The 12831-nt window shown below is 62.1% G+C and carries 14 protein-coding genes; 2 read left to right on the forward strand and 12 right to left on the reverse strand.

Going from position 1 to position 12831, the window contains the following annotated elements:
- Positions 1 to 2 precede the first annotated feature (2 nt).
- The gene (locus AAFG16_RS36505; protein ID WP_342733120.1) at positions 3 to 731 is read left to right on the forward strand and encodes an SOS response-associated peptidase family protein; all 729 of its coding nucleotides are present in this window, start codon (positions 3 to 5) and stop codon (positions 729 to 731) included.
- Between the two features lie 128 nt (positions 732 to 859).
- Positions 860 to 1123, forward strand: a complete 264-nt coding sequence (locus AAFG16_RS36510; RefSeq protein ID WP_342733122.1) for a hypothetical protein — start codon at positions 860 to 862, stop codon at positions 1121 to 1123.
- 178 nt (positions 1124 to 1301) lie between these two features.
- On the opposite strand, the gene AAFG16_RS36515 is transcribed toward AAFG16_RS36510, so the two are convergent.
- The 12 genes from AAFG16_RS36515 to AAFG16_RS36570 all read right to left on the reverse strand — a co-directional run bounded on the left by AAFG16_RS36515 (position 1302) and on the right by AAFG16_RS36570 (position 12797).
- Entirely contained in the window at positions 1302 to 1535 is a 234-nt protein-coding gene (locus AAFG16_RS36515) for a hypothetical protein (RefSeq protein ID WP_342733124.1), read from the reverse strand.
- Positions 1536 to 1786: 251 nt separating this feature from the next.
- Positions 1787 to 2242 carry a hypothetical protein gene (locus AAFG16_RS36520; protein ID WP_342733126.1) on the reverse strand — a complete coding sequence of 152 codons (456 nt, stop codon included), beginning with the start codon at positions 2240 to 2242 and terminating at the stop codon, positions 1787 to 1789.
- 5 nt (positions 2243 to 2247) lie between these two features.
- Positions 2248 to 2646 carry a cytochrome o ubiquinol oxidase subunit IV gene (cyoD, locus tag AAFG16_RS36525; RefSeq protein WP_342733129.1) on the reverse strand — a complete coding sequence of 133 codons (399 nt, stop codon included), beginning with the start codon at positions 2644 to 2646 and terminating at the stop codon, positions 2248 to 2250.
- A complete protein-coding gene (locus AAFG16_RS36530) occupies positions 2643 to 3275 on the reverse strand; it encodes a cytochrome (ubi)quinol oxidase subunit III (protein ID WP_342733131.1) in 633 nt (210 codons plus the stop codon). The genes cyoD and AAFG16_RS36530 overlap by 4 nt, the downstream gene beginning before the upstream one ends.
- Positions 3275 to 5254, reverse strand: coding sequence for a cytochrome o ubiquinol oxidase subunit I (gene cyoB, locus AAFG16_RS36535; protein WP_342741023.1), 1980 nt, complete (start codon positions 5252 to 5254; stop codon positions 3275 to 3277). The genes AAFG16_RS36530 and cyoB overlap by 1 nt, the downstream gene beginning before the upstream one ends.
- A gap of 2 nt (positions 5255 to 5256) precedes the next feature.
- Entirely contained in the window at positions 5257 to 6132 is an 876-nt protein-coding gene (gene cyoA / locus AAFG16_RS36540; protein ID WP_342733133.1) for a ubiquinol oxidase subunit II, read from the reverse strand.
- 1 nt (position 6133) lies between these two features.
- A complete protein-coding gene (locus tag AAFG16_RS36545) occupies positions 6134 to 7150 on the reverse strand; it encodes a heme o synthase (protein WP_342741024.1) in 1017 nt (338 codons plus the stop codon).
- Positions 7151 to 7463: 313 nt separating this feature from the next.
- Complete coding sequence (locus tag AAFG16_RS36550) at positions 7464 to 8654, reverse strand: cupin domain-containing protein (protein WP_342733135.1); 1191 nt, start codon at positions 8652 to 8654, stop codon at positions 7464 to 7466.
- A 70-nt stretch (positions 8655 to 8724) separates the two neighbouring features.
- On the reverse strand, positions 8725 to 9756 hold the full coding sequence (locus AAFG16_RS36555) for a 3-hydroxyacyl-CoA dehydrogenase NAD-binding domain-containing protein (protein WP_342733137.1): 1032 nt from the start codon (positions 9754 to 9756) through the stop codon (positions 8725 to 8727).
- A gap of 21 nt (positions 9757 to 9777) precedes the next feature.
- Positions 9778 to 10701 carry a 3-hydroxyacyl-CoA dehydrogenase gene (locus tag AAFG16_RS36560; RefSeq protein WP_342733139.1) on the reverse strand — a complete coding sequence of 308 codons (924 nt, stop codon included), beginning with the start codon at positions 10699 to 10701 and terminating at the stop codon, positions 9778 to 9780.
- 35 nt (positions 10702 to 10736) lie between these two features.
- Positions 10737 to 11522, reverse strand: a complete 786-nt coding sequence (locus tag AAFG16_RS36565; protein ID WP_342733141.1) for an enoyl-CoA hydratase — start codon at positions 11520 to 11522, stop codon at positions 10737 to 10739.
- Positions 11523 to 11555: 33 nt separating this feature from the next.
- Positions 11556 to 12797 (reverse strand): CoA transferase, encoded by a 1242-nt coding sequence (locus AAFG16_RS36570; RefSeq protein WP_342733143.1) that lies wholly within the window; start codon positions 12795 to 12797, stop codon positions 11556 to 11558.
- Between the last annotated feature and the right edge of the window lie 34 nt (positions 12798 to 12831).

The raw sequence follows: 12831 nt of genomic DNA on the forward strand, positions 1-12831 counted from the left end.
CGATGTGCAATCTCTACTCGATGACGAAGAACGTTGACGCAATCCGTCAGTTGTTTCGAGCGCTGAACAGCCACGTCGGAAATCTGCCGAGCATGCCCGGCATCTTTCCCGACTACCCTGCCCCTATCGTCCGCAATGCTGCAGACGGGCGCGAGATCGTGAAGGCGCGGTGGGGAATGCCTTCGTCGCCGAAGGTCTTGATGGAAGCAACGAAGAAGCGCGCGCAGAAGCTCGAGGCCAAGGGCAAGACGGTTGAGTTCAAGGAATTGCTCCGGCTAGAGCCGGACAGCGGCATCACCAACATCCGTAACACCAGCAGCAGCCACTGGAAGCGCTGGCTGGAGCCTGACAATCGCTGCCTGGTGCCCCTTACATCGTTTTCCGAGTACGACACGATCGAGGGCAAAAAGGTCCCTGTGTGGTTCGCTCTTAATGAATCTCGTCCTCTCGCCGCCTTCGCCGGCATCTGGACGAACTGGACGAGCGTGCGCAAGGCGAAGGAAGGCGAGGTCAGCATCGACGTCTTCGGATTCCTGACGTGCGAGCCCAACGCCGAGGTTAAGCGCGTGCATCCCAAGGCTATGCCGGTGATCCTGACCACGACCCAGGAGTACGAGGTGTGGATGCGGGCGCCGTGGGACGAAGCCAAGGTGCTGCAGCGACCGCTGCCGGATGGCGCTTTGAAGATCGTGGCGACTGGCGAGAAGGAAGACCCCACGCCGCCAGCGTAGCGTTCTGCATAGGCGGTGCGGAACAGGTGGACAAGTCGCAGCCCTGACGATTGCGAATCCCTGCCCCGTGCTAACCGCCTGGAACGGGCACGGGGCCGAAGGGATTCGGCCCGGCAGGAGCCAACGCGATGCTGATGACCACGCAAAGACGGAGTGCCATACGGACACTGAGAGGGTGGGCAATTAGCGTGCTTCAGGAGGCGGGCGCTATCCACGAATGCGAGGAGCATGGCTGGGCGATGGATCGCGCTGACCCGCACGCGCGCGACCGCGCCCTCAAGATTGCGGAGCAGGATCCGCCCTCGGACGTCTCTCCTGACGACGCCGTCGCAGAAATTTGCGATGTCCTGGATTCGTTCGGCGACACCTGTCCGGAGTGTTCGCCCCGCTAATTGCCCACAGCGCCTGGTCCGATCGCGAGTCGATCAGGGCAACAATGGCGCCGCCGCCGTACCGAGGTGACCCGCAGCGGCCCGCATGCGCGCAAGGAGCCTGCCCACGCTTCTCGCGGCTTCGTTCATCGTTCGGCGAAGCAGCGCGGTCGGCCATCGTGGTGTGCGCATGTTGGCCTCAATGCGGCTTGCCGAGTACGAAGATAAAGGGAACGACGAACAGCTCATCGCCCCGGTCGTCGCTGACATGCAGAACCCAGTCACGCCAATCCTCGAGGCTGTGCTCGCTGACGAAGGATTGCACGAGACGGGTCGCATGATCGCGTGCCTCGGCGAGATCGTTCACCACGGCGCCGTGGTGATCGAGAAAAACCTTCTTCGTGGTGGAGCGGTGAAAATAGACCTGGGTCATCTCCGGCTTCCTTCAAGCGGCGCTGCGGCATCGGCGGCGGCACGAGCCCGGTTATGCAGGATTTCCCTGGTCGCGGCTTTGCTATGGTTGCCGCGGTTTTGTCATGGATTGCTGCCGACGCTGGCCGGCGCATCCGGCTGATGGGCCCGTGACATTCGCTACGGGCGAGGGTTCCTCCACCGGACAGGCGCGACGGTGCCCCTCAACGGCGACACTGCCGGAAGACGTGTCCTCAATGCTCGCGTCCGCCGTCACAGTTGCCGGTCGCGCATTTCCTCGAATTCCTCGCGACAGGCCTCGCTGAATTCGCGCAGCAGATCGATGGATCCGCATTTTGCCATGTCACGCAGTTCGCCGAAACTCTTGTCCGGTTCCAAATAAGTATCCATGATCGTTTGGGCGATGTGCTCGGCGCTCCGCACAACCGGCTGCGAGGACAGCACTCGCATCCTGTTGAGCTTTGCGTACAGGGCAACCAGTCCCGGGGCGCCGTCGCTGACCTCATGATGCTGAAGCGCATCGATGTGACATCTCGCGGCTTCCTCGATGAAATCCCTGTAGAGGATCTGCCGCCGGCTCTTCTCATGAAGCAGCCATTGCGCGCGGACCTGGCTACGATGGTTCAGCCAATTGGCCACCCCGCTCGTCAAGCCGCCAATAGTTGCGCCGGAGAGGGCCGCGAGTGCAGAGATGATGGAAGCGTCCATGTGGCTCAGCGCTGCATTTGCAACTTCATTATCTCGCCATGTGCCATCATGTTCTCGTTCAAGTTGGCCATGATCACAAGGGAACCCGCCAGGACCAAGAATACGATGAGCACGCCAAATGCCAGCGCCAGGACATTGTGCGTGCTGTCCGGTCCCGTGGTGATATGAAGAAAGAAGACCAGGTGCACTCCCATCTGAGCGATGGCCAGGACAGCGAGCCCGGCCGGCACACCGGGCGCCCAGATCGCCGAGGTGTTGGCCACCCAGAAGGATGTGACGGTCAGGATTGCCGCCAGCAGCAAGCCGATCGTGTACACGAGAACGCCGGAAGACGCGGCCCGCTCTGCGGTCGGAATCGCCGGCCTGTCTCCCGGTGCAATAACATCCCAACGCGTTTCAGTCATGGAAGGACTCCCATCAGGTAGACAATCGTGAATATCAGGACCCAGATGATGTCGAGCGCGTGCCAGAACAGGGAGAAGCAGTGCAAGCGGCGAACCACGACCGCTTGAAATCCCCTCAGCGACAGTTGAACCATCATGAGAACGAGCCAGGCCAGCCCGATCGCCACGTGCAGTCCGTGACAACCGACCAGCGTGAAGAAGGCAGACAGAAAAGCACTGCGCTGCGGGGATGCCCCCACCGCAATCATGTCCTGGAATTCGCTGAATTCGAGATTGAGAAATGCTGCACCCAGGAGGATCGTCACCACGGCACCAATGAAGGTGCCGAGTTGATGGCGCGAAATGATGGCCAGGGACATCAGTCCGCAGCTGTAGCTGGAGAGCAGCAGAAGAGCAGTCTCTATCGCGGCGTTGCGTTGATCGAACAACTGGGCGCCGGTCGGGCCGCCCGCACTCGCCTTTGCGAGCACGGCATAGCTCGCAAACAGCGCCGAGAACATCACGATGTCGCTCAGCAGGAAGATCCAGAACCCGAAGCCGGCGACGATTCGTTTGGATGCGGGACCCGCCTCGCTGACGTCAAGCAGTTCGCTTGCGCGGACTGCATTTGCATCGACCAGGACGTTCATTACGAGACCTCCACCTGATGTGCCCGATCGAACCGGACAAGTTGATCTGCCGGGATCTCGACCTCGTCCTCGACACGGAACATGAAGGCAAGCCACGTCACGGTCGCGCCGAGCAGTCCGACACCTGCAATCCACCAGATATGCCAGATCAGGGCGAAGCCAGTGACCGCTGCAAAGAACGCAGTCGCAAAGCCGGCCGGACTGTTCTTGGGCATTTCGATCGGCTCGTACCTGCGCTGCCGCCCCGCGGCGTCCTGTTTCGCGAGCACGCGCTGCTTCCTGGTCCAGAAGGCATCGATGTCATCGACGCGCGGCAGGACCGCAAAATTCCACGCCGGCGGCGGCGATGCGGTGGCCCATTCCAGGGTGCGGCCGTTCCACGGATCGCCTGTCGTGTCGCGCAGCTGTTCACAGCGGCGAATGGACACCACGAGCTGCACGACCTGGCAGATGATTCCGGCCATCACGATGACCGCGCCCGCCTCGGCGACCAGCAGCCAGGGTTGCCAGGCGAGGACGTCGTAGTGCTGGAGACGGCGGGTCATCCCCATCAGCCCGGTCACGTAGAGCGGCATGAAGGCGAAATGGAAGCCGATGAACCAGCACCAGAAGGCCGCGATACCCCAGCGCTCATCCAGCCTGAAACCGAATGCCTTGGGAAACCAGTAATTGTAGCCGGCGATGGCCCCGAACAGCACGCCCGGGACGATGACGTGATGGAAATGGGCAACCAGGAAGACACTGTTGTGCACCTGCCAATCAACCGCCGGTAACGCCAGCAGGACCCCGGTCAGGCCGCCGAACACGAACGTCACCATGAAGCCGATCGTCCAAAGTACCGGCACCGTGAACCGAACGCGACCGCCATACATCGTGAACAGCCAATTGAAGACTTTGACGCCCGTGGGCACGCCGATGATCATGCTTGTGATGCCGAAGAAGGCATTCACACCCGCGCTTGCGCCCATGGTGAAGAAATGATGCAGCCATACGGTGTAGGAGAGCACGCAGATCGCCAGGGTCGCACCGACCATCGACCGGTAGCCGAACAGCGTCTTTTCGGAGAATGTCGCGCTCACCTCCGAATAGATGCCGAAGGCCGGCAGGACCAGGATGTAGACTTCGGGATGACCCCAGACCCAGAACAGGTTCACGTACATCATCGCGTTACCGCCGGCGTCCAGCGTGAAAAAGTGAAAGTCGAGGTAACGGTCGAGCAGCAGCATCGCGAACAGGGCGGTGAGCACCGGAAAGGCGGCCACGATCAGAAGATTCGAGGCAAGCGCAGTCCAGCAGAACACCGGCATGCGCATAAGGTTCATGCCAGGCGCCCGCAACTTCAGGATCGTCGTGACGAAATTGACGCCGCTCAACAGGGTCCCGATGCCCGAGATCTGCAGGGACCAGAGATAGTAGTCGACGCCGACCCCTGGCGAGAACTGCAGCTCGCTGAGCGGGGGATAGGCAACCCAGCCGGTCTTTGCGAACTCACCGACGAAGAGCGAGACGTTGATCAGCAGGACGCCTGTCGCGGTCAGCCAGAGGCTCGCGGAATTCATCGTCGGGAACGCCACGTCGCGGACGCCGAGCTGTAGCGGCACGGCAAAATTCATCAGTCCGATGACAAAAGGCATGGCCACGAAGAAGATCATGATCGTGCCGTGCGCCGAAAAGATCTGGTCGAAATGCTCGGGCGGCAAATATCCCTGCGCGCCGCCGGCGGCGACCGCCTGCTGCGTCCGCATCATGATTCCGTCCGCGAAGCCGCGCACAAGCATGAGCAGTGCAAGGACGATATACATCACGCCGATACGCTTATGATCGACCGATGTGATCCACTCCCGCCAGAGGTATGGCCAGTATCCATTGACGGTGACCCATGCGAGAACCGCCAGAATGACGGCGGCGACGCTCGCCACCGTTCCCATGATGATCGGCTCATGAAATGGAATGGCGGCCCAGTCGAGTTTGCCCAACAGGTTCATCGTTCTGCCCTCATGGATTTAGGATAAGCGACGCAGAGACCCGCGGCCGGCTGCATCGCGGCATTCGCTATGTCGACGAAAAGGCCGCCCGCAACCGATCGATAGGTAAAGGGCGCAACCGCCTTGCTCGGCTTGGCCAGCGCGGCATAGGATTGTGCGTCGAGCACCGGTCCGACGCTGCGCGTCGCATCGGCCCATTGCGCAAAGCTGTCGGGCGCCACCGCGTCGACCTTGAAGACCATGTCGGAGAAGCCGGCGCCGCTGTAATTTGCCGACATCCCGCGATATGTGCCGGGATGGTCAGCCACCAGGTTTAGGCGTGTCACCATTCCGGCCATGGTGTAGATCTGGCCTGCGAGCTGCGGCACGAAGAAGCTGTTCATGACGCCTGAGGACGTCAGTTCGAAGTTGACCGGCGTGCCGGCCGGGATCGTCAGATGATTGACGCTCGCGACGCCCTGCTCCGGATAGATGAACAGCCATTTCCAGTCGAGCGCGACGACCTGGATCTTGAGCGGCCTAGTGGAAGAGGCAATCGGCTTGGGTGGATCGAGATCGTAGGCGCCGATCCAGGCCACGGTGCCGACCAGGAGCACGGTCATCAGCGGGATCGACCAGATCAGCATCTCGATGCGACCGGAATAGACAAAATCCGGCCGATAGCGTGCCCGCTCGTTCGAGGCCCGGAACCAGAAGGCAACACCAAGCGTCGCAAGGGCCACCGGGATCACGATCGCGAGCATGATGCCGGTCGCATTGAACAGGATCTGCCGCTCGGCAAGCGCAATGGGCCCCTTGGGATCCAGCACGCCATCGCAGCCACCGAGTGTCGCGGCCGCCAGCAGGAGCGGAGTAAGCGAACCGTACCGCATCTCACGCCTCCCGAACCCAGAAGGTGCGCGCACTGTGCGTGGTGCCAGGCTGTTGCGCGGTCAACGAAGATACATTCGATCGGCTATCCAGCGCCTGACGTGTCGGCGCCGGCGCATTGTTGTTGTGGTCAGCCAGAAGGCTTGCAAACAGCAGGAACAGGTAGGCGATGGAGAAGACGAACAGCCTGTAAGCGACGTGGCGATCCGTTGCAGCGCTACTGTTCAGTTTCAATGCAAGTAAGAGGAAGATCGCACCACCTAAGGCGACGACCGTCCCGTAGAACATGCCTGCAGACCCAATAGCTACGGGCAGCTCCGAAGCGAGAATGAGGAGACCGCTGTAGATCAGAATTTGTCGCGTTGTTGCCTCACGTCCGGCAACGACCGGCAGCATGGGAACGCCGGCACGTGCATAGTCCTCCGTGCGATTGAGCGCGAGCGCCCAGAAATGCGGCGGCGTCCAAAGGAAGATGATGAGGAAGAGCGCCAGCGGCTCGAGCCCGATCTGACCGGCAGCCGCGGCCCATCCGATCACGGGTGGAAGGGCGCCGGCAGCGCCGCCGATGACGATGTTCTGAGACGTGACCCGCTTTAGCCACGCCGTGTAGACGACGACATAGAAGAGGATCGTGCAGGCCAGCAGCGCGGACGCCGCTAGATTCGTCACCAAGGCGAGAGCCGTGACGGCGACAACGCCAAGGACCAGTCCGAAGACAAGCGCCTCGCCTTTCGAGACTTTACCGCGAGGAATTGGCCGCATCGCAGTGCGAGCCATGACCGCGTCAATATCGGCGTCGTACCACATATTCAATGCGCCGGCGGCTCCGGCTCCGGCCGCAATCGCCAGAATGGCGATGAAGCCAGGGAGCGGTTCGGGGCGTATCGGCGCAATCATCAGTCCGACGAATGCGGTGAACAGCGCGAGCGCCATAACGCGCGGCTTGGCCAAACTGGTGAAATCGGGCAGTCGCTCTACCCAGCCTGACCGCGAAGTCAACCGAAGGCGTGAGATCGACATCGCAATGCCATTCACCATGTCGGTTCCGTCGGCGACCCGGGCAGTGCGGCTATGGCCGCCCTGATCATGGGCGATGGCGCGGTTGCCATGATTGAGGATGAACCGCCCGTGCGGGTCGTCCCAATCGTCGGATGACAGCGGCGATCCACCGCTGAACACGACCGGCTGCCCTCTGCCGCGGTCCTTAGAGACGAACTCGATGCGGTCCTTCGCTGCGATGGTGGGCACGGTCGTATCTCCGTTGTCTTGCTTCGGCTACTCGTCTGTGATGCGCGGCCAGCGCGCGAAAGGCGCCGGCCGCGGCGATCAGCCGCTATGTCTGCTTCAGCCTGGTAATCGTTGTCCCGGGAACGCCCGCGAAGTTGTTGCCCAACAAGTAACGCGGACTGGATTTCACCCATTTGGTGAGGTCGATCTCTTCGAACTTGCCGTTGTCCCAGGTCTGCACGATCTCAAGATCATCGTCCCCGACGTTCTTGATCGCATGTCCATAGCCCTGCGGAATGTACGCAACATCGCCCGGCTTGAACTCCGCCACCTTGCTTCGCCCGCCCGAGCCGAACAGCACCACTTGCGCCTTGCCTCGCAGATAGTAGTGCCATTCGTTGGCGTTCACATTCCAGTGCAGCTCCTTCATGGCCCCCGGCTTGATGGTCATCACGCCGCCCGACATGGTCTTCGAGATGGGCCACTCATCCACCGTCGCGAGACGGAAAGTGCCACCGTCGAACTCGCGCACAGCACGATTGTCGTGCAGGAGGCTGAACTTGTGCGTCGATTCCCCGGGCCAGGGCGCGTCGAGGGCCTCCGAGGCCGGCAGCACCGGTCCCGCCTGGATGTAGGTTTCCCCCTTTGGGAAAGCGTCGAAGAGATCCTTCGGCACGCCGAAATTGAGCGCCAGCAGATCCTTGGGCGTTACGTCGATCCAATCCGTGATCGAGAAGGTGCCGTGCTCCGAAAAGGCGCCATTATCGAAGGACAGGATGAAGTGACACGGTTTGTCGCCGATGGTCTGGATCGAGTGACCGTGGCCCTTCGGGAAATACCAGAGATCACCGGGGCCGTAGTTGTTGATCTCGCTCGCACCCGACGGATCGAGAACCACCGTCTGGCAACGGCCATCGATGATGAACGCCCATTCCGCCGCGATGGCGTGCCAGTGCAGTTCGCGCGACGCACCGGGCTCGAGGAACATGTGGACGCCCGCGATCCCCTTGCTGATGGGGAACTGGTGGACGGTCGCCTCCTTCGCCCAGCCGCCTGACGTCACCTTTGGGACGGTGCCATCGAGCGAGAAGTGAAAATCAGAGAGTTCCGCCACGTCCTTCGGATCGTGGTAAGCGACCTTCTCGCCCGGGGGCAGCTCGACCGCCTGGCGCGCGAATCCGCCGTTGCCCGGCTTGAACTTCAAGGGTCCGGCGGCTTGCGCATTGGCAAGTGCGGTTGTCGTCAAAAGACCGCCGGCAGTGGCGGCCAGCATGTGCCGTCGTGAAAAGTTGTTCATGGTATCTCCTGTGGAATCGGTCCTTAGGTGCGGGACTTTGAGGCAGTGTTTGCCCTGGCAGCGGTCCTCATCAAAGCAAAGGCGAAGCGCCGAATCGGTCGTTGCGATCCGAATCTTCGACTGGTGCGTCAATCGGTGCGATTTCGAATGCAGCGACTATCTTCGAACGGCCGGCGCGTAGCTCAAGGAGACCGAGAAGAGTTTCATCTCTCTCGGCTTCGAGCTCTTCGATGGTGCGCGATCCGACCTCGGCATGAACACCGTCGATGAGCTTCTTCTGGATCTCGGGCGTGAGCTCGGGCGAGCCGAGGGTCTTCCACGATGCGCTCAGCGGACCGGCAAACTGATGAAGGAAATGCTCGATGCCGCCCGGACCGCCTCCAAGATGATTGAGCATCATGTTGCCCATGATGCCCCAGCGCAGACCTGGACCCCAGGACAAGGCGTCATCGACGTCGGCAGCACTCAGCACGTCCTCGGCAACGAGGTAGTAGACCTCCCGCGCCAGCGCGCCCTGCAGGCGGTTGGCGACATGGCCCGGCATTTCCTTGTTGAGCCGAACGGCCTTCTTCCCAATCGACTTGTAGAACGCGATCGCACGCTGGATCGTCTGCTCCGAGGTCTTGGCCCCGCCGACGACTTCAACAAGAGGGATCAGGTGCGGCGGATTGAAGGGGTGACCGATGACGCAGCGTTCAGGATGCAACGCTGCGCCCGACTGAATGTCGCTCATCTTGATCCCGGATGAGCTCGACGCGATGATCACATCCGCCGGCAGCAGCTCATCGAGCTGCCTGTATAGCTTCTGTTTGAACTCCAGCCGCTCAGGCCCGTTCTCCTGGACGAGGTCGACACCGGCGAGCGCCTCGGCAAGGTCGGCGGTGAACTTCAGGTTCGCCTGCGATGCGCCAGGTGACAGCCCCAGCCGTTCGAGGGCGGGCCAGGCCGACTTCACGAACTTTCGCAGCGCTGTTTCCGCGTCAGGCGCGATGTCCGTCGCGACGACTTCGAGCCCCTTTGCGAGGTACAGCGCGGCCCAGCTCGCACCGATCACGCCGGTGCCGATGATTGCGACGCGGCGAATGGATTTGGTTTTGGTCATGGGAATTCTCCGATGCGTTTGTCAGACTTCGACGTATGTGATGCCGGTGAGATTTCCTTGGGCGGCAAGAAGCATCCGCTTCTCCGTCCCGTCGAGCTTCGCCGCATAGAGCGAGCCGGCGAAGTCGGTTACGAACATGCGGTTGCCGGGGACGTCCAGCGCGATGCCGATGCCTTCCATCAGGTCCGAGACCACGATCTGCGGCACGTTTTGCGCGGGCCTCGCGTCGATCGGCGCACGGTTCACCGTATTGCCGCGCGGGGGATTGCCGCGGTCGGTCCAGTAAAGGATGCGATGTTTCAGATCGATTTCGAGATCGATCGGCTCGGGGAGTCCGTTGAAGAAGACCTCGATGTCGCTGCGATCAGCCGCCGTCTGGCCCTTCGGGATCTCGATCCCGGCGCGCAGGATACGTCCGACTTCGGCGTTGTCCCCGCCCTTCTGCGTCCAATAGATCTGCCCGCGTGCGGGATCGACGGCGATCCCGACGCACCATCTTGCCTGATCGCGCCGGTCATTCTCGCCCTGGCCGGTCTGGACGAGCGTCTCGATCTGCGAGCCGTCGAGATTGGCGCGCATGACTCGCATCCCTTCGCGATCGGACCAGTAGAGCTTGCCGTTCACCTTATCGAGATGAAGCTGCTTCGGCGTGAACGTGCCACCGGGGGCAACGATGAACCTGCGATTGCCGCCATCGAGGTCGGCGCGTTCGATCGAGCCGTCGTTCCGGCTGGGAACGCCCATATTGGTCCAGTAGACGTGACCAGCCGCCACGTCGACGACGATCCCGTCTGGATGCGGACAGTCGGTCGCGATGACGTGGGGATGCGAGCCGTCCGAATCCATCGACAGGACGCGCCCGCCGCTCAGGTCGAGAAGAAACAACCGGCCGGGTCGGGTCGCGCCCGGTACGGCTTTTGTCTGCGTGGCATGGAGTACGGTCATGGGTCTGTCCTTTTGTGTCGCTTCGCTGGCGCCGACTATTCGGCTGCCTGCGGCTTCGGCAGGTTGTCGAAATTAGGCGCGCGCTTTTCCCGGAACGCCGTGAAGGCTTCCGTGGCTTCCGGGGAATGGATCCGCTCGCTGAACTCCCGGCTTTCGGATTTCGCAGCCGCTCTGACCTGATCGATCCAGGCCTGCTTGATGAGCCGCTTGGAGGCGCGCAGCGCGCCGGCCGGCTTTGCAGCAAGCTTCTGCGCCGTGCCGGTGGCGGTGGCGAGCAGATCGCGATCAGGCACCACGCGGGTCACGAGGCCGAGCTCTGCCGCCCGCACGGCCGGGAACGGTTCGCCGAGCAGAAACATTTCTGCAGCCCGGAGATGCCCGACTCGCGCCGGGATCGAAAAGCCCGAACCGAACTCCGGCACCAGCGCAAGATCAATGAACGGCAGCTTGAACTTCGCGCTCTCGCCCGCGTAGACGAAATCGCAGTGCGTCAGCATGGTGGTCCCGCCACCGACAGCGGCGCCCTGCACGGCCGCGACGATTGGCTTTTCGAACGCGATGAACGCATTGATCAGGATGGATTGCGGGGATTCGCCTGGCCCGGGCGGATTTTTCAGGAAGTCCCCGATGTCGTTGCCGGCGCAGAACGCGTTGCCGGCGCCGTGCCAGAGCACGACACGGACCGCCTCGTCCTTGTCGGCTTCACTGAAGATGCCGGCGAGGCTCGCGTACATGCCGGCCGTCATCGCATTCTTCTGCGCCGGGCGATTGAGCTCGACCCGAAGAATGCCGCCGGAGATTTCCGTGATAATGTCGCTCATTGCGTGCTTACCTTTTCGATGGTCCGCCGTCTATCAGACTGCGCTTTCCCGCTTGCTCGGTGGCGCCGCCTTCGCGATGGCGCCGTTTTCGCGCAGGTTGATGATACTGTTTGCGTCGAAGCCGAGTTCACCGAGGATCTGCTCAGTGTGCTCGCCGAGGTCGGGCGCGCGCCGGGCCGGAGCCTTGGTGACGCCATGCACCGTGATCGGGCTCGAGATCGTCGAGGTCAGCTTGCCGCCGGCGCCGTTGAGCGGAACGACGATATCGTTGGCCGCGAGCTGCGGGTCGTTGACGACCTCCTGCGGCCCGCGCACTTCGCCAAAAGTGACGTTCACGCCGGAAAACACTTCATGCCAGTGCGCCATCGGCTTGGCGCCGAAAACCTCGTCGAAGATCGCCGTCAGCTGCGGCATGTTCGCGACCAGCTGCGCAGGATCGGAAAAGCGCGAATCGGTCAGCAGGTCATGGCGGCCTATTGCATTCACGACTGGGACAAGCTTGTCCGGCGTGACGATAAGGACGAACCACGTGCCGTCGGAGGAACGATAGATGTTCGCCGCGGCGTTGGCCGGATGCGTGCGATCGTGCATCGGCGGAAACTTGGCGCCGGCGAGAGCTGCCTGAATGGAAACGCTTGCAGACCACACGCCCTGGGCCAGCAGCGAGGTCGTGACATATGAGCCTTTTCCGGTGCGCTCACGCCAGTACAGGGCGGTGACGATCGCGGCATAGAGGCCGACGGCCGTGGCATTGTCGCCGCTGCCGCCCACCGGCCAGGTCGGCGGCGCACCGGCATCGCGCGTCAGCGACAAGAGACCACTGCGTGCCCAGTAGGAGGTGATGTCGAAGCCGGGCAGTTCGGCGTCCGGCCCGCGCTCGCCAAAGCCGGTAAGATCGGCATAGATCAGGCGCGGATTCCATCCCGCGACGTCCTCATATTCGAGCTTCAGCTTCTTGCGAGCATGGTGCGGCGTGTTGACGATGAACACGTCGGCCCAGTTGGCAAGCTCGAAGATGATCTGCTGCGCGCTCGGTGACTTGAGATCGAGCGCGATGCTGCGCTTGTTGCGGTTGGCGAGATGCCACTGATAGGGATCGTGGGCGTTCGGCTGGAACGGCACCTTGTGCCCATTGCGCCAGGGGTCGCCGTGCGGCGGCTCGACCTTGACGACATCGGCGCCGAAGTCGGAGAGAATCACGGCCGCGCCTGGTGCGGCGACGAAGCTCGAGAAGTCCACGACCTTTAAGCCCGAGAAGATGTTTTCGTTTGCCATTGGTAGCTCCTGAATTCGATTTGGTTTCTGGTTT

Source organism: Bradyrhizobium sp. B117, assembly GCF_038969555.1.
Classification (GTDB): Bacteria; Pseudomonadota; Alphaproteobacteria; order Rhizobiales; family Xanthobacteraceae; genus Bradyrhizobium.

Bases quoted from the DNA above. Each gene is read 5' to 3' on its own strand.
- AAFG16_RS36505 (WP_342733120.1), top strand. From the start codon at position 3: ATGTGCAATCTCTACTCGATGACGAAGAACGTTGACGCAATCCGTCAG.
- AAFG16_RS36510 (WP_342733122.1), top strand. From the start codon at position 860: ATGCTGATGACCACGCAAAGACGGAGTGCCATACGGACACTGAGAGGG.
- AAFG16_RS36515 (WP_342733124.1), bottom strand. From the start codon at position 1,535: ATGACCCAGGTCTATTTTCACCGCTCCACCACGAAGAAGGTTTTTCTC.
- AAFG16_RS36520 (WP_342733126.1), bottom strand. From the start codon at position 2,242: ATGGACGCTTCCATCATCTCTGCACTCGCGGCCCTCTCCGGCGCAACT.
- cyoD (WP_342733129.1), bottom strand. From the start codon at position 2,646: ATGACTGAAACGCGTTGGGATGTTATTGCACCGGGAGACAGGCCGGCG.
- AAFG16_RS36530 (WP_342733131.1), bottom strand. From the start codon at position 3,275: ATGAACGTCCTGGTCGATGCAAATGCAGTCCGCGCAAGCGAACTGCTT.
- cyoA (WP_342733133.1), bottom strand. From the start codon at position 6,132: ATGCGGTACGGTTCGCTTACTCCGCTCCTGCTGGCGGCCGCGACACTC.
- AAFG16_RS36545 (WP_342741024.1), bottom strand. From the start codon at position 7,150: ATGTCGATCTCACGCCTTCGGTTGACTTCGCGGTCAGGCTGGGTAGAG.
- AAFG16_RS36550 (WP_342733135.1), bottom strand. From the start codon at position 8,654: ATGAACAACTTTTCACGACGGCACATGCTGGCCGCCACTGCCGGCGGT.
- AAFG16_RS36555 (WP_342733137.1), bottom strand. From the start codon at position 9,756: ATGACCAAAACCAAATCCATTCGCCGCGTCGCAATCATCGGCACCGGC.
- AAFG16_RS36560 (WP_342733139.1), bottom strand. From the start codon at position 10,701: ATGACCGTACTCCATGCCACGCAGACAAAAGCCGTACCGGGCGCGACC.
- AAFG16_RS36565 (WP_342733141.1), bottom strand. From the start codon at position 11,522: ATGAGCGACATTATCACGGAAATCTCCGGCGGCATTCTTCGGGTCGAG.
- AAFG16_RS36570 (WP_342733143.1), bottom strand. From the start codon at position 12,797: ATGGCAAACGAAAACATCTTCTCGGGCTTAAAGGTCGTGGACTTCTCG.